Source organism: Stenotrophomonas sp. TWI700, assembly GCF_039673645.1.
GTDB lineage: Bacteria > Pseudomonadota > Gammaproteobacteria > Xanthomonadales > Xanthomonadaceae > Stenotrophomonas > Stenotrophomonas maltophilia_AA.
This window is the reverse complement of the sequence record NZ_JBDJMB010000027.1, coordinates 1-17,517: the sequence shown is the minus strand read 5'-3', so window position 1 is coordinate 17,517 and position 17,517 is coordinate 1. Positions and strand designations below refer to the sequence as shown.

15 protein-coding genes are annotated in these 17,517 nt (G+C 66.7%); 5 read left to right on the top strand and 10 right to left on the bottom strand.

Annotated features, from left to right (window positions below):
* Positions 1–67: 67 nt before the first annotated feature.
* The 6 genes from ABE473_RS15860 to murJ form a co-directional block, all read right to left on the bottom strand.
* Positions 68–1,948 carry a peptidase M61 gene (locus ABE473_RS15860; protein WP_346490163.1) on the bottom strand — a complete coding sequence of 627 codons (1,881 nt, stop codon included), beginning with the start codon at positions 1,946–1,948 and terminating at the stop codon, positions 68–70.
* Between the two features lie 219 nt (positions 1,949–2,167).
* Positions 2,168–3,118, bottom strand: coding sequence for a 4-hydroxy-3-methylbut-2-enyl diphosphate reductase (gene ispH / locus ABE473_RS15855; protein ID WP_319212469.1), 951 nt, complete (start codon positions 3,116–3,118; stop codon positions 2,168–2,170).
* Positions 3,119–3,171: 53 nt separating this feature from the next.
* Positions 3,172–3,678 (bottom strand): signal peptidase II, encoded by a 507-nt coding sequence (lspA, locus tag ABE473_RS15850; protein ID WP_179459487.1) that lies wholly within the window; start codon positions 3,676–3,678, stop codon positions 3,172–3,174.
* A complete protein-coding gene (gene ileS, locus ABE473_RS15845) occupies positions 3,678–6,509 on the bottom strand; it encodes an isoleucine--tRNA ligase (protein WP_346490162.1) in 2,832 nt (943 codons plus the stop codon). The genes lspA and ileS overlap by 1 nt, the downstream gene beginning before the upstream one ends.
* Positions 6,506–7,453 carry a bifunctional riboflavin kinase/FAD synthetase gene (locus ABE473_RS15840; RefSeq protein ID WP_176990056.1) on the bottom strand — a complete coding sequence of 316 codons (948 nt, stop codon included), beginning with the start codon at positions 7,451–7,453 and terminating at the stop codon, positions 6,506–6,508. Before ABE473_RS15840 ends, ileS begins: the two co-directional genes overlap by 4 nt.
* A gap of 75 nt (positions 7,454–7,528) precedes the next feature.
* Positions 7,529–9,133, bottom strand: coding sequence for a murein biosynthesis integral membrane protein MurJ (gene murJ, locus ABE473_RS15835; RefSeq protein WP_176990139.1), 1,605 nt, complete (start codon positions 9,131–9,133; stop codon positions 7,529–7,531).
* A 116-nt stretch (positions 9,134–9,249) separates the two neighbouring features.
* On the opposite strand from murJ, the gene rpsT reads away from it, so the two are divergent.
* Positions 9,250–9,519 carry a 30S ribosomal protein S20 gene (gene rpsT, locus ABE473_RS15830; protein ID WP_019184515.1) on the top strand — a complete coding sequence of 90 codons (270 nt, stop codon included), beginning with the start codon at positions 9,250–9,252 and terminating at the stop codon, positions 9,517–9,519.
* A 184-nt stretch (positions 9,520–9,703) separates the two neighbouring features.
* Here rpsT and obgE read toward each other — a convergent pair whose 3' ends face one another.
* From obgE to rplU, 3 genes are all read right to left on the bottom strand, one after another.
* Positions 9,704–10,756 carry a GTPase ObgE gene (obgE, locus tag ABE473_RS15825; RefSeq protein WP_346479587.1) on the bottom strand — a complete coding sequence of 351 codons (1,053 nt, stop codon included), beginning with the start codon at positions 10,754–10,756 and terminating at the stop codon, positions 9,704–9,706.
* A gap of 196 nt (positions 10,757–10,952) precedes the next feature.
* Entirely contained in the window at positions 10,953–11,213 is a 261-nt protein-coding gene (rpmA, locus tag ABE473_RS15820; RefSeq protein WP_019184517.1) for a 50S ribosomal protein L27, read from the bottom strand.
* 15 nt (positions 11,214–11,228) lie between these two features.
* Positions 11,229–11,546 carry a 50S ribosomal protein L21 gene (gene rplU, locus ABE473_RS15815; protein WP_019184518.1) on the bottom strand — a complete coding sequence of 106 codons (318 nt, stop codon included), beginning with the start codon at positions 11,544–11,546 and terminating at the stop codon, positions 11,229–11,231.
* Positions 11,547–11,841: 295 nt separating this feature from the next.
* Here rplU and uvrA point away from each other — a divergent pair, with 295 nt between their 5' ends.
* The 3 genes from uvrA (at position 11,842) to ABE473_RS15800 (ending at position 16,132) form a co-directional block, all read left to right on the top strand.
* On the top strand, positions 11,842–14,847 hold the full coding sequence (gene uvrA / locus ABE473_RS15810; protein ID WP_346479588.1) for an excinuclease ABC subunit UvrA: 3,006 nt from the start codon (positions 11,842–11,844) through the stop codon (positions 14,845–14,847).
* Positions 14,847–15,254 carry a thioesterase family protein gene (locus tag ABE473_RS15805; protein WP_346490161.1) on the top strand — a complete coding sequence of 136 codons (408 nt, stop codon included), beginning with the start codon at positions 14,847–14,849 and terminating at the stop codon, positions 15,252–15,254. Before uvrA ends, ABE473_RS15805 begins: the two co-directional genes overlap by 1 nt.
* A gap of 152 nt (positions 15,255–15,406) precedes the next feature.
* Positions 15,407–16,132, top strand: coding sequence for an enolase (locus ABE473_RS15800; RefSeq protein WP_346490160.1), 726 nt, complete (start codon positions 15,407–15,409; stop codon positions 16,130–16,132).
* 26 nt (positions 16,133–16,158) lie between these two features.
* Here ABE473_RS15800 and ABE473_RS15795 read toward each other — a convergent pair whose 3' ends face one another.
* Entirely contained in the window at positions 16,159–16,605 is a 447-nt protein-coding gene (locus ABE473_RS15795) for a copper chaperone PCu(A)C (RefSeq protein WP_346490159.1), read from the bottom strand.
* Positions 16,606–16,639: 34 nt separating this feature from the next.
* Between ABE473_RS15795 and ABE473_RS15790 the strand changes: the two genes are divergently transcribed.
* A complete protein-coding gene (locus tag ABE473_RS15790) occupies positions 16,640–17,419 on the top strand; it encodes an enoyl-CoA hydratase/isomerase family protein (protein ID WP_346490158.1) in 780 nt (259 codons plus the stop codon).
* Positions 17,420–17,517: the final 98 nt, after the last annotated feature.

Genomic DNA, 17,517 nt, shown 5'->3' with positions numbered 1-17,517 from the left:
CATGAGCACCTTACGCACGGGCATGAGGCGGAAAATGCTGCGGATGCACGCAGCCTGACGCCGGTGATCAGCGCGCCTTCCACAACTCCGCCAACCGATCCGGCTTGCCCGCGATCCGCTCCAGCGCCGGGTACTTCAGCCCGTCGTGGTAATCCAGCGTCACCGTATCGATGCGATCGACGTTCTTCACCAGCAGCGTCAGCGGTGCCTTGTCGGTCCTGGCCGCGGTGATCGCCTCCTTCAACTGCTCGGCCTTGAACACGCGGCCATTGAGTGCGACCACACTCATGCCGGGGATCAGACCGGCATTGAACGCCGGGCTGTCCCAGAGCACGTCGCCGATGTAGCCGGACTCGCTGACGGACAGGCCGATGGAGTACAGCAGGTTGCTGTTCTTGCCGCGCGCCTCCTGCGCCTTGAACGCTTCGTTCGGCGTATCGGTGTAGACCAGTTTCCAGCCGGCCGCTTCCAGGCCGCCGGTCAGCGGGCCGTGCCCATCCAGGCGCTCGCGCAGGAAGCTGGCCCAGTCGAACGGCGCCACGCCGTTGAGCGTGCCGACCACGTCCTCGAAGGTATACGGATGGACGTTCCAGTCGCCGTCGTTCATGCCGAAGAACGCCTTGGCGAAGTCGTCCAGGCCGCGCTTGTTGCCGGTCAGCGCACGCAGCTTGCCGTCCACCTCCAGCCACACCATCTGGCCGCCGGAGTAGTAGTCCTCGCTCATCTGGTAGTTGCGGAACGCCAGCGCGCGGCGCTGGGCGATGGTCGGGTCGTTGGTGGTGTCCTGCAGGTTCCGCCAAGCCAGGCCGGGGCGACCGCGATCATAGGTGCCCGCCACATTGGCCAGCACATCGCGGGTCTGCTGCGGGCTCCACAGTCCGGAGCGGGCGGCCAGCACCTGGCCCCAGAACTGGGTCTGCCCTTCATACAGCCACAGCAGGCTGTCGCCCATCGGCACGTTGAAATTGGCGGTGGTCAGATCGGCGCCGCGCCGGTACTTGCCATTCCAGGAGTGGTTGAACTCGTGCGGCAGCAGATCACGGCCCAACCAGGTCTTGTCCCACTCGGTGAAGTAGCCGGTGTCGCCGCTGTTCTCGCTGGAGCGCTGGTGCTCCAGGCCGATACCGCCGAGCCTGTCGGTCAGCGCGAGCAGGAACTCGTAGCGGTCGAAGTGGCGTGCGCCGTAGAGTTTGTACATCTGCTGCACCAGCGCGCGATGCGCCTGGATCTGCTCGGGCTTGGCCGCCAGCGACGTGGCGTCATCGGCGAAGACATTCAGGTGCACCGGCACCTTCGCACCGGGGTCCAGATCGAAGCGCTGGAAGTGGCGGCCGGCGAACAGTGGCGAGTCGACCAGGTGGTCGTAGCTGATCGGCTTGAACACCACGGTGTCGCCGTCGCGGCGCTCCGTGTCCAGCGCGGTGGCATACGACCAGCCCGGCGGCAGGGTGACGGTGGCCTGCGCCTGGATGTTGCGGGTGATGACCCCGGCCGGATACAGCGAGTTGGCGTTCCACTGCAGGTTGAGCATGTCCGGCGTCATCACCACGCGGCCCTGCGCGCCCTGCGAGGACAGGAACTTGAACTCGGCCACGACTTCACTGGCGCCCTGCGGCACCTCCACGGTGAACGCGTAGACATCGTACGGATCCCGCTTCCACTGCAGCGGCGTGCCGTTGGCGGTGACGACCAGGCCGGCGAGCTTGTCGATCGGCCCGCTCGGCGAATGCGCGCCGGGCAGCCACTGCGGGTACAGCAGGGTCAGCGGGCCGGGCTTGGCCGGCACCGTGGCCTTGACCTTGAAGATGCGTCGCCCGATATCGCGCGCGTCCACGTCGATGCGCAGCAGGCCCGGGAAGGCCACGTCCTGCGGCGGCGGCGTCTGCGCCTGCACGCCGGTGGCGGACACGGCCAGCAACACGGACAGGGCAATGGCACGCATCTTCATCAGGCAGGCTCCAACGGGGGAAGCCTCGATCCTAGCCCTGCGTTACCGCCCTGCCCCATGGCCAAAGGTCATGCGTCGCGTTGCGGCCATGATTGGCACAGCGGAGTGCGGTGACGTTCTGTCTGCCGGACGCGATCAGGACCCACCGAGGTGAGCTGCCGGCCAGCGGCCGGCACTACCGGGGCAGCGCCACGGCATGCGTGGCGTCACGAGGCCGGGTCAGTCGACCAGGCGCAGCCGCAGTTCCTTCGGCAGCGCGAACACCATCGATTCCGGCTCGCCGTCCAGCTCGCCGACGCCGGTGGCGCCAAGTTCTTTCAGGCGCGCGATCACCCCATCCACCAGCACCTGCGGCGCGGAGGCGCCGGCGGTCAGGCCGATGTGCTTCTTGCCGGCCACCCATGCCGGGTCGATCTCGTCGGCACCGTCGATCAGGTAGGACTCCACCCCATCACGACGCGCCAGTTCACTCAGGCGGTTGGAGTTGGAGCTGTTCGGCGAACCGACCACCAGCACCAGGTCGCAGCGCTTGGCCAGGTCGCGCACGGCATCCTGGCGGTTCTGCGTGGCGTAGCAGATGTCATCGTTCTTCGGGCCCTGCATCGCCGGGAAGCGGGTGCGCAGCGCGTCGATGATGCCGCGGGTGTCATCCACCGACAGCGTGGTCTGGGTGGTGTAGGCGAAGTTCTCCGGCTGGTCGATGACCAGCGTGGCGACGTCGTCCACATCTTCGACCAGGTAGATTTGGCCGGTGCCGCGCTCGCGGCTCCACTGGCCCATCGTGCCTTCCACTTCCGGGTGGCCGGCGTGGCCGATCAGCACCACGTCGCGGCCGGCGCGGCAGTGGCGAGCCACTTCCAGGTGCACCTTGGTGACCAGCGGGCAGGTGGCGTCGAACACCTTCAGGCCACGGCGGTCGGCTTCCTGGCGCACGGCCTGGGAGACGCCGTGGGCGCTGAAGATCACCGTGTTGTCGTCCGGCACTTCGTCCAGTTCTTCGACGAAGATCGCGCCGCGGGCCTTGAGGTCATCGACCACGAACCGGTTGTGCACGACCTCGTGGCGCACGTAGATCGGCGCACCCAGGGTCTCGATCGCGCGCTTGACGATCTCGATCGCACGATCGACACCGGCACAGAAACCACGCGGATTGGCGAGCAACACATCCATCGGTCAGATACTCCGGCCGGCGTGAGCCGGGTCGTTACGGATACAGGAGGGAATTATCCCGCTTTTTTGGCAGGCTTGCCGTCGAACAGGCCGAACAGGGCGATCCCCACCGCGCCGACCACGATCGCCGAATCGGCGATGTTGAACGACGGCCAGGCATGGTCACCGATATACCACTGGATGAAGTCGACCACATGGCCGTGCATCAGCCGGTCGATCACGTTGCCGATCGCCCCGCCGATCACCAGGGCGTACGGCACGGCGCTGCGCCAGGCACCGCGCGCGGTGCCCCACATCCAGTAGGCCATCAGGCCGCTGATGCCCACCGCCAGCGCGGTGAAGAACCACAGCTGCCAGCCACCGGCATCGCTCAGGAAACTGAACGCGGCGCCGGTGTTATAGGTGCGGTACCAGTTCCAGAAGCCCTCGATGACCACCACCGGCTCGTACTCGGGCAGGCTGGACAGCACCCAGGCCTTGCTCCACTGGTCGGCGATTATGATCGCCGCCGACAGCAGCAGCCAGATCAGCGCGTTCGGACGCGGACGGGCGGCGGCCATCAGAACCACCGCCGGTCTTCGCCGGCACCGTCGATGTTGGTCACGCAGCGACCGCACAGGTCCGGATGCGCAGCGACCGAGCCCACATCGGCGCGGTAATGCCAGCAGCGCACGCACTTCTGCTTCGTGGTCGGCTGGGCGCTGACGAACACCTCATCGGTGGTCGCCGGGCGCACCTGCACGTCACCGCTGATCAGCAGGAAGCGCAGCTCCTCGGCCAGCGGCTGCCAGCGCGCGGCGGTCTCGGCATCGGCGGCGACGGTGATCTCCGCTTCCAGCGCCGCACCGATCGCACCATTGGCGCGCATCGGCTCGAGCACCTTGGCGACCTGCTCGCGCAGCGCCAGCAGCTGGTCGAAATCGGCCGCGTTGAGCGGTGCATCCACCGGCAACGGCGCCAGGCCGTCGTACCAGGTGGCGAACAGCACGTTCTCCTTGCGCTCGCCCGGCAGGTAGCCCCACAGCTCATCGGCGGTGAAGCTCAGGATCGGCGCGATCCAGCGCGTGAACGCTTCGGCGATGTGATACATCGCGGTCTGCGCCGAACGGCGGCCGCGCGAGTCCACCGGCATGGTGTACAGGCGGTCCTTGGTGACGTCCAGGTACACCGAGCCCAGGTCGACGCTGCAGAAGTTCAGCAGCAGCTGCACGATCTCGGCCATGTTGTAGCCGGTGTAGGCCGCCTTGATCTTCTCCTGGACCTCGAACGCGCGATGCACGATCCAGCGGTCCAGCGCGACCATGTCGGCCGGGGCCACCAGGTGCCGGGCCGGATCGAAGCCGTCCAGGTTGCCGAGCAGGAAGCGCGCGGTGTTGCGCAGGCGACGGTAGGCATCCGCGTTGCGCTTGAGGATCTCCTGCGACAGCGACATTTCATTGCTGTAATCGGCCGAGGCGATCCACAGGCGCAGGATGTCCGCGCCCAGGGTCTTCATGATGTCCTGCGGCTCGATGCCGTTGCCCAGCGACTTGGACATCTTGCGGCCCTTCTCATCCACGGTGAAGCCGTGGGTGAGGCACTGCTTGTACGGCGCCTGCCTGTCGATCGCCACGCCGGTCAGCAGCGAGGACTGGAACCAGCCGCGGTGCTGGTCCGAGCCTTCCAGGTACAGATCGGCCGGCTTGCCGAAGCCACGCGCCAGCAGCACGCCTTCGTGGGTCACGCCCGAGTCGAACCAGACATCGAGGATGTCGGTGACCTTCTCGTACTGCGGCGCGTCTTCGCCCAGCAGCTCGGCGCTGTCCAGCGAATACCAGACGTCGATGCCCTCGGCCTGCACGCGGTCGGCGACCTGCTGCATCAGCTCGACGGTGCGCGGGTGCGGCTCACCGGTCTCGCGATGGGTGAACAGCGCGATCGGCACGCCCCAGGTGCGCTGGCGGCTGATGCACCAGTCCGGGCGGCCATCGACCATCGAGCCGATGCGCGCCTTGCCCCAGCTCGGGAACCAGCCGACGGTGTCGATCGCGGCCATCGCATCGCTGCGCAGGTTGGCCTTGTCCATCGAGATGAACCACTGCGGGGTGGCACGGAACACGACCGGGGTCTTGTGGCGCCAACAGTGCGGGTAGCTGTGCACGATCTCGACATGGGCCAGCAGCGCACCCGAGGCGCGCAGCACATCGATGATCAGCGGCTGCGCCTTCCACAGGTGCACGCCTGCCAGCTCGACGTCGCCGGCCGGCGGGGTCGAGGACAGGTACACGCCACGGCCGTCGACCGGGTTGATCTGGCCGGCGTTGTACTTCTCCATCAGCCCGTACTGCTGGCTGACCACGAAGTCTTCCTGGCCGTGGCCCGGGGCGGTATGCACCGCACCGGTACCGTCTTCATCGGAGACGTGCGCGCCGTTGAGCAGCGGGATGTCGCGCTGCGGGTAGAACGGATGGGCCAGCAGCAGGTCCTCCAGCGCCGCACCCGGCGTACGGCCGTGCACCACCAGCTCATCCACGCCGTAGCGCTGCAGCGAACGTTCGGCCAGCGCGGCCGCCAGCACCAGCCAGCGGCGCTTGCCGTGGTGGGCCGGCCCTTCGGCCAGCACGTACTCGATGTCCGCGCCCAGCGACACCGCCAGCGAGGCCGGCAGGGTCCACGGCGTGGTGGTCCAGATCGGCACGGCCACCTCGACGTCGCCCGGCAGTGCCACGCCGAAGCGCGCAGCCAGGTGCTGCGCGTCGCGCGCGACGTAGGCCACGTCGATCGCCGGCGAGGTCTTGTCCTGGTATTCGATCTCGGCCTCGGCCAGCGCCGAGCCACAGTCGAAGCACCAGTGCACCGGCTTGGCGCCGCGCACGATGTGACCGTTGGCGAAGACCTTGGACAGCGCGCGGATCTCGTTGGCCTCGAAATCGAAGCTCAGCGTCTTGTACGGGTTGTCCCAATCGCCGATCACGCCCAGGCGCTTGAAGTCGCGGCGCTGCAGTTCGATCTGCTCTTCGGCGAACTCGCGGCACTTCTGGCGGAACGCGACCGCATCGAGCTTGACGCCGACCTTGCCCCACTTCTTCTCGACCGCGATCTCGATCGGCAGGCCGTGGCAATCCCAGCCCGGCACGTAGGGCGCATCGAAGCCGGCCAGGTAGCGCGACTTGACGATGATGTCCTTGAGGATCTTGTTGACCGCATGGCCCAGGTGGATCTGGCCATTGGCGTAGGGCGGGCCGTCGTGCAGCACGAACAGCGGGCGGCCCTGCGCGTTGTCGCGCAGGCGGGCGTAAAGGCCCTCGTCCTCCCAGCGCGACAGAATGCCCGGCTCGCGCTTGGGCAGGTCGCCGCGCATCGGGAATTCGGTTGCCGGCAGATGAAGGGTGGCTTTGTAGTCCTGGCTCACGCAGTGGCTCGCAATCTGTGTTCGGAAAGGATGTGACGGGCCTGTTCGGCGTCACGGTGCATCTGGTCGGTCAACGCAGCCAGATCTTGGAACTTTTCTTCGTCGCGCAGCTTGGCGACGAACTCGACATCGATGTGGCGACCGTACAGGTCACCCTGGAAATCAAACAGGTGCGCTTCCAGCAGCGGCTCCACGCCGTCCACGGTGGGGCGCGTGCCGAAGCTGGAGACCGAGGGCCACGGCTGGTCGAACACGCCATGGACCCAGGTCGCGTAGATCCCCGACAGCGCCGGCGTCTTCGGGAAGCGCAGGTTGGCGGTCGGGAACCCCAGCGTACGGCCCAACTGGCGGCCGCGCACTACCCTGCCCCCAATCGTATACGGCCTGCCCAGCAGATCGCCGGCATGGCTGAAATCACCGGCACGCAGCAGCTGGCGGATGCGGGTGCTGGAGATGCGCTCGCCGTGCAGGTCGACCGGCTCGATCTCCCCCGCACTGAAACCCCGCTCGCGGCCCATCGCCTGCAGCAGGGCCAGATCGCCCTTGCGGCGGTTGCCGAAGCAGAACTCCGGCCCGATCCACACCTCGCGCGCGCTCAGCCGGTGCACCAGCAGCTGCTCGACGAACGCCTCCGCCTGCATCGCGGCCATGCGCGCATCGAAGCGCAGCAGGCCGATCGCATCCACGCCGAGTTCGCGCAGCATCGCGACCTTGTCGCGCGCCAGGGTCAAGCGCGGCGGCGGCTCGCCCTGGGCGAAGTACTCGCGCGGCAGCGGCTCGAAGGCCACCGCCACGGCGGCCACGCCCAGCGCGCGCGCGCGCGACACGGCGTGGCGCACCAACGCACGATGACCCAGGTGCAGGCCGTCGAATGCGCCGATGCAGACCACGCTTCCGTGCGGGAACAACTGCCCGCCTTCGACGTTTCTAAACAGCCTGCTCATCTACGTGGAATGCGGCCCACCAGGGCCGATGCTTTGCAAGAGATAGCCATGAAGTATAGCCGGGCTGTCCACGTATCAATGCTCCCGCAGGTGGCGCGGGCGGAAGCCCATGGCGACCAGCGCCACCAGATAGGTCAGACCACCGCCGCCGACCAGCAGCGCGAGGTTCCCGATCCGGTGCCATTTGTCCATGCCGGTGAACGCCGGCATCCCGTACAGCAGGGCCAGCAGCACCGCGACCATCGCCAGACAGGCCAGCCCCAGCTTGGTCACATAGCCGCCCCAGCCGGGCTTGGGCTGATAGACATCGGTCTTGCCCAGCCAGTACCAGAGCAGGCCCAGGTTCAGGTAACTGGACAGTGCGCTGGCGATGCCCAGCGCCAGATGCAGGCCCGGCTGCTTGCCCAGCGCGACCCAAACGCCCTGCGCCTTGAGCGCCTCCGGCACCATCACGTGGTACAGCACGGCCAGCAGAATGAAGTTGAACACCATGTTGGCCACCAGCGCGGCCACGCCGGCGCGGACCGGGGTACGGGTGTCCTGGCGGGCGTAGAAGGCCGGCAGCACCACCTTGAGCAGCGCGAACGCCGGCAGGGCGAAGCTCAGCCCGTAGACCGACAGCGCGGTCATGCGGGTATCGAACGCGGTGAAACGCCCGTACTGGAACACCGTGGCGATCAACGGCTCGGCCAGCAGCAGCAGACCCAGCATGGCCGGGATCGCGATCAGCAGCGTCGTGCGCAGGCCCCAGTCCAGCGCACTGGAGAAGCCGGCCTTGTCGGTGCTCACGTGGTGGCGGGCCAGCGCCGGCAGGATCACGGTGCCCAGCGCCACCCCGAACACGCCCAGCGGGAGCTCCAGGAAGCGGTCCGCCAGCGACAGCCAGGACTGCGAGCCATCGGTCAGCTTGGCGGCGATCACCGTATCCAGCAGCAGGTTGATCTGCGCGATCGAGGAACCGAACAGGGTCGGCACCATCAGGGTCAGCACCTTGCGCACCCCGGGGTGCCGCCAGCCCCAGCGCGGCAGGGTCAGCAGATTGATGCCCTTCAGCGAGGGCAGCTGGAACAGCAGCTGCAGCAGCCCGGCCGCCAGCACCGCCCAGCCCAGGGCCAGGATCTGCTTCTCCGGGGTGCCGCCCAGCCGCGGGGCCAGCCACAGCGCGCCGGCGATCATGCACAGGTTGAGGATCACCGGGGTCAGCGCCGGCATCGCGAACTTCTGGAAACTGTTGAGCGCCCCGCCAGCCAGCGCGGTCAGCGAGACGAACAGCAGGAACGGGAAGGTCAACCGGAACAGGTCCACCAGCAGGCCATGCTTGGCCGGGTCGGTATCCACCCCGCTGGAGAACAGGGTCGCCAACTGCGGCGCGAAGATCAGCGCCAGCGCCGTGACCAGCAGCAGCACCCCGCCCAGCGTGCCGGCCACCCGCGACATCAGCTCGCGCAGCTCGGCATGCGAGCGGGTTTCCTTCACTTCCGTGAACACCGGGACGAACGCGGTGGCGAACGAGCCTTCGGCGAACAGCCGGCGCAGGAAATTGGGCACCCGGAAGGCGACCCAGAAGGCGTCGGTCACCGCATTGGTGCCGAACGTGGTGGTGATGACCAGGTCGCGAACCAGCCCCAACACCCGCGAAATCATGGTCATGCTGCTGAAAGACAGCAGGCCCCGCAACATCCTTGGTGAACTCACCCGTGTTCCCTCTTGACAATTGACTTGACGTACATTTTTCGAGCCATCATACTTTCCAGCTTGCTGTTCCCATTACACCGATTTTTCAGGAAACCACCACTGTGGCCAATATCAAGTCCGCCAAGAAGCGCGCCAAGCAGACCGTCGTGCGCAACGCGCGCAATACGGCTCAGCGTTCGATGCTGCGCACCGCTGTCAAGAAGGTGATCAAGGCTCTGGATGCCAATGACGCCGCCGGCGCCGAGGCAGCCTTCGCTGTTGCCCAGCCGATCCTCGACCGTTTCAGCTCGCGTGGTCTGATCCACAAGAACAAGGCTGCTCGCCACAAGAGCCGCCTGACCGCGCGCATCAAGGCCATCAAGGCCGCCTGATACGGCGCTGCGGGTGTCGTAGAGCCACGCCATGCGTGGCTTCGATCCAGCCGCAGAGAAGAACCCGGCCCTGGCCGGGTTTTTTGTTGCCTGCGATCTGCGGCGACCCGCCCGGTCGGCGGTTACGGCGACACCACAGAAAAACCCGGCCGGAGCCGGGTTTCTCAGGGGCGCGTGGCTGCGCTCAGTACGCATCGCGCGCTTGCGCCTCGTCTTCCTTCTGGCGATCGAAGAAGGCCATGATGTTGTTCATGATCGGCCAGGTGCCTTCACGGCCCAGGGCCGAGACCAGGTACCACGGCTCGGACCAGCCCAGCTCGGCAACGATCTTCTCGGCGGCGGCCTTGGCCTCGTCCTCGAACATCAGGTCGGCCTTGTTCAGCACCAGCCAGCGCGGCTTGTTCAGCAGCTCTGGGTCGTGCTTCTCCAACTCGCGCTCGATCGCCCGGACCTGCTCGATCGGCGACACACCTTCCACGCCGCCTTCCATCGGGGAGATATCCACGAGGTGCAGCAGCAGGCGGGTGCGCTGCAGGTGGCGCAGGAACTGCGCGCCCAGCCCGGCGCCGTCGGCCGCCCCCTCGATCAGGCCGGGAATGTCGGCGATCACGAAGCTGCGGTAGTTCTCCACGCGCACGACGCCCAGATTGGGGTACAGCGTGGTGAACGGGTAATCGGCGACCTTCGGGGTCGCCGCGGACACGGCGCGGATCAGGGTGCTCTTGCCGGCATTCGGGAAGCCCAGCAGGCCCACGTCGGCCAGCAGCTTCAGCTCGAGCTTGATCAGGCGCTCTTCACCCTCTTCGCCCGGCAGCGCTTGGCGCGGCGAGCGGTTGGTGGAGCTCTTGAAATGCATGTTGCCCAGGCCGCCGCGGCCGCCCTTGGCCACCAGCAGGCGGTCGCCATGCGCGGTCAGATCGCCGATCACTTCGTCGGTGCTGACGTTCATGATCACGGTGCCGATCGGCACGGTGATGACCAGGTCTTCGCCGCCCTTGCCATAGGCCTGGCGGCCCATGCCGTTCTCGCCGCGCTGCGCCTTGAAGATGCGGTCATGGCGGAAATCGACCAGGGTGTTGAGGTTCTCGTCGGCGCGGATCCACACGCTGCCGCCATTACCGCCGTCGCCACCGTCCGGCCCGCCCAGCGGAATGAACTTCTCGCGACGGAAACCGATGCAGCCGTTGCCGCCGTTGCCGGCGATCACCTGGATTTCTGCTTCGTCTACAAGTTTCATGATTCTGGATGCCAATCTGGAGGCGGCAGGCGCGAGGTGCACCCCACCGCAGAGTCTAACGGCCCCGGTACGATCCAGGGCCGGCGGCGGGAAATGTCCCGCCTGATGTAGTGGATACCAACGAAAAACCCCGCCGAAGCGGGGCTTTCGTCAGCGACCCCACGCCGTGGCGTGGGCGCCTGCGTACCGCTGAAGATCAGGCTTCGGCGACGACGCTGACGGTACGACGCTTCTTCGGGCCCTTGACCGAGAACTCCACCTTGCCGTCGACGAGCGCGAACAGGGTGTGGTCACGGCCGAGGCCAACGCCGGTACCCGGATGGAACTGGGTGCCGCGCTGACGCACGATGATGTTGCCGGCGTCGATGGCCTGGCCACCGAAGATCTTGACGCCGAGGTATTTCGGGTTGGAGTCGCGACCGTTGCGCGATGAGCCTACGCCCTTCTTATGTGCCATGACTGCTTCTCCTTATTACTTGCTGCCACCGGCAATGCCGGTGATCTCGATTTCGGTGTAGTACTGACGGTGACCCTGACGCTTCATGTGGTGCTTACGGCGACGGAACTTGATGATCCGGACCTTGTCGGCACGACCCTGGGACACGACCTTGGCAGTGACCGAAGCGCCGCTCAGCGCGTCGCCCAGCTTGATGCCATCGCTGTCGCCCAGCATCAGGATGTTGTCGAACTTGATCTCGTTGCCGACTTCGACTTCGAGCTTTTCAACGCGGAGCGTTTCGCCCTGCGCCACGCGGTATTGCTTACCGCCGGTTACCAGTACTGCGTACATGACCAGACTTCCTCTGTAGTTATTGTGGTCTATGGACTGCCGCCATCGAGGGCGGACAGAAGCGGAATTTTAATGACTTCAACCACTTCGGGTCAACCCACCCCCTGCTCGGACCCTGATTTGGCTGAATACGGTTCAGGAAACCGGCTGGCGGGGTCTCAGGGAATGAGACATGGGGGTGGCAAAGTCCGCGATTGCCCCCAAATCCCAAGCTCGGTAGGCTGACCGATTGCCGTTTCCGATTGCCCCACCCGCTTGCCGGCTCCCTGAGCCGAAGCCCCACAACGGATCCCCCATGGCGATGGATTTCATCCGCATCCGCGGCGCGCGGACGCACAATCTCAAGAACATCGATCTCGACCTGCCCCGCGACAAGCTGATTGTCATCACCGGCCTGTCCGGCTCGGGCAAGTCCTCGTTGGCGTTCGACACCATCTACGCGGAAGGCCAGCGTCGTTACGTGGAGTCGCTGTCGGCCTATGCCCGCCAGTTCCTCAGCGTGATGGAAAAGCCGGACCTGGACCACATCGAGGGCCTGTCCCCGGCGATCTCGATCGAGCAGAAGTCGACCTCGCACAACCCGCGCTCGACCGTCGGCACGATCACCGAGATCTACGACTACCTGCGCCTGCTGTACGCCCGCGTCGGCAGCCCGCGCTGCCCGGACCACGGCTACCCGCTGGAAGCACAGACGGTCAGCCAGATGGTCGACCACGTGCTGACCCTGGATGCCGAGCAGCGCTACATGCTGCTGGCCCCGGTGATCCGCGAGCGCAAGGGCGAACACGCCCAGGTCTTCGACCAGCTGCGCGCGCAGGGCTATGTGCGGGTGCGCGTGGACGGCCAGCTGCATGAAATCGATGCGGTGCCGCCGCTGGCGCTGCGCCAGAAGCACACCATCGAGGCGGTGATCGACCGCTTCCGCCCGCGCGAGGACATCAAGCAGCGCCTGGCCGAGAGCTTTGAAACCGCGCTGAAGCTGGGCGACGGCATGGTCTCGGTGCAGTCGCTGGATGTGGAGGATGCGCCTGCGCACCTGTTCTCGTCCAAGTACAGCTGCCCGGTCTGCGATTACTCGCTGCCGGAGCTGGAACCGCGCCTGTTCTCCTTCAACTCGCCGGTCGGCGCCTGCCCGGGCTGCGATGGCCTCGGCATGGCCGAGTTCTTCGATCCCTCGCGCGTGGTGGTGCACCCGGAGCTGTCGCTCTCGGCCGGTGCCGTGCGCGGCTGGGACCGCCGCAACGCCTACTACTTCCAGCTGATCGCCTCGCTGGCCAAGCACTACAAGTTCGACACCGACGCCCCGTGGCAGAGCCTGCCCGAGGACGTGCGCCAGGCCGTGCTGTACGGCAGCGGCGACGAGACGATCACCTTCACCTACTTCACCGAAGCCGGTGGCCGCACCCAGCGCAAGCATCGCTTCGAGGGCATCATTCCCAACCTCGAGCGCCGCTACAAGGAGACCGAGTCCTCGGCGGTGCGCGAAGAGCTGGCCAAGTACATCAGCGAGCGCAACTGCCCCGAGTGCAACGGCCAGCGCCTGAACAAGGCCGCGCGCAACGTGTTCGTGGCCGACCGTGCGCTGCCGGAACTGGTGGTGATGCCGATCGACGATGCGCTGAAGTTCTTCAGCAGCATGACCCTGCCCGGCTGGCGCGGCGAGATCGCCGGCAAGATCGTCAAGGAGATCGGCGAACGCCTGGGCTTCCTGGTCGATGTCGGCCTGGATTACCTGACCCTGGAACGCAAGGCCGACACCCTGTCCGGTGGCGAAGCCCAGCGCATCCGGCTGGCCTCGCAGATCGGTGCCGGCCTGGTCGGCGTAATGTACGTGCTGGACGAGCCGTCGATCGGCCTGCACCAGCGCGACAACGAGCGCCTGCTCGGCACCCTGACCCGCCTGCGCGACCTCGGCAACACGGTGATCGTGGTCGAGCATGACGAAGATGCGATCCGCCTGGCGGACTACGTGCTGGACATCGGTCCGGGCGCGGGCGTGCACGGCGGCGAGATCGTCGGCCAGGGCACGCTGCAGGACATCCTGGATGCGCCGCGTTCGCTGACCGGCCAGTACCTGTCGGGCAAGCGCGCCATCGAGATCCCGGCACGCCGGCACAAGCCCAACCCGAAGATGACGCTGCACCTGCGCGGTGCCAGTGGCAACAACCTCAAGGGCGTGGACCTGGACATTCCGTCGGGCCTGCTGACCTGCATCACCGGCGTGTCCGGCTCGGGCAAGTCGACCCTGATCAACGACACCCTGTTCTCGCTGGCCGCCAACGAGATCAACGGCTCCTCGCACCCGATCGCCCCGTACAAGGAAGTCGACGGCCTGGATCTGTTCGACAAGGTGGTGGACATCGACCAGTCGCCGATCGGCCGCACCCCGCGCTCGAACCCGGCCACCTACACCGGCCTGTTCACGCCGCTGCGCGAGCTGTACGCGCAGGTGCCCGAAGCGCGTGCACGCGGCTATTCGCCGGGGCGTTTCAGCTTCAACGTGCGCGGTGGCCGCTGCGAGGCCTGCCAGGGCGATGGGCTGATCAAGGTGGAAATGCACTTCCTGCCGGACGTGTACGTGCCCTGCGATGTCTGCCACGGCAAGCGCTACAACCGCGAAACGCTGGAGATCCTGTACAAGGGTTACAACATCAACGACGTGCTGCAGATGACCGTCGAAGATGCGCTGAAGCTGTTCGAACCGGTGCCGAGCATCGCGCGCAAGCTGGAAACGCTGGTCGACGTGGGCCTGAGCTACATCAAGCTGGGCCAGAGCGCGACCACGCTGTCCGGTGGTGAAGCGCAGCGCGTGAAACTGTCCAAGGAACTGTCGCGCCGCGATACCGGGCGCACGCTGTACATCCTGGATGAGCCGACCACCGGCCTGCACTTCCACGACATCGAGGCGCTGCTCGGCGTGCTGCACAAGCTGCGCGACGAAGGCAACACGGTGGTGGTGATCGAGCACAACCTGGACGTGATCAAGACCGCCGACTGGATCGTCGATCTGGGTCCGGAAGGCGGCCACCGCGGTGGCACCATCCTGGTCACCGGTACGCCGGAAGACGTGGCGGCCTGCCCGACCTCGTACACCGGCCAGTTCCTGGCCAAGATGCTGCCCTCCACCAGCGCGCGCCCGGAACAGCCGGCGGCCGTGGCCAACAAGCCCGACGCCCGCCCGCCGCGCAAGGCCAAGCCGGAAAAGCCGGCCAAGGTGGCCAAGAAGGCGGTCGCCGCCACGCGTGCGGCAACCCCCAGCAAAACCAGCCCTGCCAAGACTACGAAGGCGAAGAAGAAGTAATGAGCAGCGAACACAAGATCCTCGCCCGCGTGCCGATCAGCGTCCGCTGGCGCGACATGGACAGCATGGGCCACGTCAACAACGCCAAGTACATTTCCTACCTGGAAGAAGCGCGCGTGCGCTGGATGCTGGGGGTGGAGGGCGTTTCGATGACCGACCGCATCGCACCGGTAGTCGCGGCGACCAACGTCAACTACCGCCTGCCGATCGTGTGGCCCAACGACATCGTGGTGGAGCTGTTCGTCGAGCGTCTCGGCAACAGCAGCGTGACCATCGGCCACCGCATCGTCGACGAGAAGAACGACAGCACGCTGTATTCGGACGGCAACGTGGTGGTGGTGTGGATGGATACCCATACCGGCAAGAGCGCACCGCTGCCCGAGGCGATCCGCACCGCGTCGAGCTGAGCAGGTAGTGCCGGCCGCTGGCCGGCAACCTCATCCCCCCGAACGCATATGCATGATTGCCGGCCGCTGGCCGGCACCCTCATGACGCCGGATGGAGGTGCATGGGTGCCGGCCAGCGGCCGGCACTACGGCCATTCGTTCAAAGGAATGCCATGTTCCACCAGACCGACATCCGCACACTTCTCCCCGGAATGACGCCGTTCCCCGCCGACGTTTTTTCCCAGGAACAACCGTGGCTGGCCGAACACCTGCTGCCGCTGATCGGCATCGACCTGGGTATCCTGCGTCCGGAGCTGGCCGGGACCGTGGCCACGATGCTGTGCCCGATAGAGCCGTATGAAGGCTGCATCGGCGAAGACACCGAAGAGCACCACAACGCGTTCACCGGCACCAACTGGATCGCATTCGAGCTGACCACCGACAACCGCGTGCGCTTCCTCGGCAACGCGGGCTACTTCATCGGCGACCAGGGGCAGGACAGCGACGCGGTCGAGCACATCGCCGAGATGCGCGACAGTCATGCCAAGGCACACGCCTATTTCCAGACCCACGGCTCGCTGGCCAGCTACATGCGCTATGGCGATGGCGAGCCGGGCGAACAGGCGTATCTGGACAGGCTCGGCGGGCAGATTTCCGGCGGCAACTGGACCGAGACCGCCGAGATCCCGCCGGCATTCGAGATCGCGCTGGATCCGGCGATGTATGACCGCGACCGACCGGACGATGCCGAGAACGTGCGCATCACCCGCGATGGCAAACCGTTTTTCGCGGTCGCCGAAGTAGCCGGTTACAACTGGTGCGCCGCGGGCGCCGATGCCATCGTGATGCTGTACGAACCGGACAGCCGCACCGTCCTGTTCTCCTACGACTGGAGTTGACCGCGCGCGTGCCGGCCAGCACGCACTCAACGCGCGCCGCGCACCTGCAGCTGTCCATCCACCTTGCGGCCGTCTTCCAGGCTCAGCCGCAACGGCAGCTGTGCCCCCTCCTTCAGCGCCACCTCCGGCTGCATCAGCATCAGGTGCAGGCCGCCCGGTTTGAGCTCGACCGTCGCACCCGCCGCGATCGGCAGCCGCTCCACCGCGCGCATCCGGCTGACCCCGTCGACCAGCGTGGTTTCATGCAGGGACACATCACCGAACGCCTTGCTGCCGGCGGCGATCACCACGACCGTCTCGCGACAGTCATTGCGGATCCGCCCGTAACCGGCGGCCATCGGCATCGCGCCCGGCGGCAACCGCACCCAGCCGTCGCGCAGTGACACGCAGGCAGGCGCATCGGCCACCGCCGACGCCGATGCTGCGAACGCACACAGTCCCAACAATACGCACACGAATGGTTTGGTTATCATCGGCTTCGTTCCCTGTCCGCAACGAGACTGCAGCATGACGACGCTCATCGAGGTGATCAACCATGGCCCCATCCGCGAACTGCGGCTGGCGCGTCCACCGGTCAATGCGTTGGACACCGAGCTGTGCCGGCACCTGATCCAGGCGATCAACCTGGCCATGTCCGAGGACGTGCACGGCATCGTGCTGTCCGGGAGCGAGCGCATCTTCAGTGCCGGCATGGACGTGCCGCACCTGCTCGGCCATGGCGATGACAAGCACAGGCTGCTGGACAGCTGGCAGGCCTTCTTCGGCGCCGTGCGCACCCTGGCCGAATGCCGCGTGCCGGTGGTGGCGGCCATGACCGGGCACGCCCCGGCCGGCGGCTGCGTGCTGGCGCTGTGCTGCGACTACCGGATCATCGCGCGCAGCCCCGATGCCGCCCATCCCACGGTGATCGGCCTGAACGAAGTGCAGGTCGGGCTGGTCGCGCCGGAAGGCATCCAGCGCCTGATGCGCCGCGTGGTCGGCCACCATCGGGCCACCACCCTGCTGGTCGGCGGCGAGATGGTGCCGGCCGAGCGTGCACTGCAGATCGGGCTGGTCGATGAGGTGGTCGATGCGGATCGGGTCGTCGCCCGCGCCGTGGCCTGGCTGCAGAGCCTGCTGAAGCTGCCGCGCCAGCCGATGCTGCTGACCCGTGCCATCGCCCGCGCCGACCTGCACGAGGCGCTGCACGCCGACCTCATCCAGCTCGACCGCTTCGTGGACGCCTGGTACGCCCCGGACGCCCAGCAGGCGCTGCACGGGCTGGTCGCCCGGCTGGGCAAGGGGTGATCCGCGAAGGCGGACACCCTCGCACCACCGGTAGGGCCGGGGGCGGGGGGGGGGCCCCCGGCCGCGAGCCGTTAAAGGAACGGGCCCCCGCCCGCCCC

What these genes read in the sequence shown, in the direction of transcription:
- ABE473_RS15805 (WP_346490161.1), top strand. Translation starts at nt 14,847, where the DNA reads ATGAGCAGCGAACACAAGATCCTCGCCCGCGTGCCGATCAGCGTCCGC.
- murJ (WP_176990139.1), bottom strand. Translation starts at nt 9,133, where the DNA reads ATGTTGCGGGGCCTGCTGTCTTTCAGCAGCATGACCATGATTTCGCGG.
- obgE (WP_346479587.1), bottom strand. Translation starts at nt 10,756, where the DNA reads ATGAAACTTGTAGACGAAGCAGAAATCCAGGTGATCGCCGGCAACGGC.
- lspA (WP_179459487.1), bottom strand. Translation starts at nt 3,678, where the DNA reads ATGGCCGCCGCCCGTCCGCGTCCGAACGCGCTGATCTGGCTGCTGCTG.
- ispH (WP_319212469.1), bottom strand. Translation starts at nt 3,118, where the DNA reads ATGGATGTGTTGCTCGCCAATCCGCGTGGTTTCTGTGCCGGTGTCGAT.
- rplU (WP_019184518.1), bottom strand. Translation starts at nt 11,546, where the DNA reads ATGTACGCAGTACTGGTAACCGGCGGTAAGCAATACCGCGTGGCGCAG.
- uvrA (WP_346479588.1), top strand. Translation starts at nt 11,842, where the DNA reads ATGGCGATGGATTTCATCCGCATCCGCGGCGCGCGGACGCACAATCTC.
- ABE473_RS15800 (WP_346490160.1), top strand. Translation starts at nt 15,407, where the DNA reads ATGTTCCACCAGACCGACATCCGCACACTTCTCCCCGGAATGACGCCG.
- ABE473_RS15860 (WP_346490163.1), bottom strand. Translation starts at nt 1,948, where the DNA reads ATGAAGATGCGTGCCATTGCCCTGTCCGTGTTGCTGGCCGTGTCCGCC.
- ABE473_RS15790 (WP_346490158.1), top strand. Translation starts at nt 16,640, where the DNA reads ATGACGACGCTCATCGAGGTGATCAACCATGGCCCCATCCGCGAACTG.
- rpmA (WP_019184517.1), bottom strand. Translation starts at nt 11,213, where the DNA reads ATGGCACATAAGAAGGGCGTAGGCTCATCGCGCAACGGTCGCGACTCC.
- ABE473_RS15795 (WP_346490159.1), bottom strand. Translation starts at nt 16,605, where the DNA reads ATGATAACCAAACCATTCGTGTGCGTATTGTTGGGACTGTGTGCGTTC.
- ABE473_RS15840 (WP_176990056.1), bottom strand. Translation starts at nt 7,453, where the DNA reads ATGAGCAGGCTGTTTAGAAACGTCGAAGGCGGGCAGTTGTTCCCGCAC.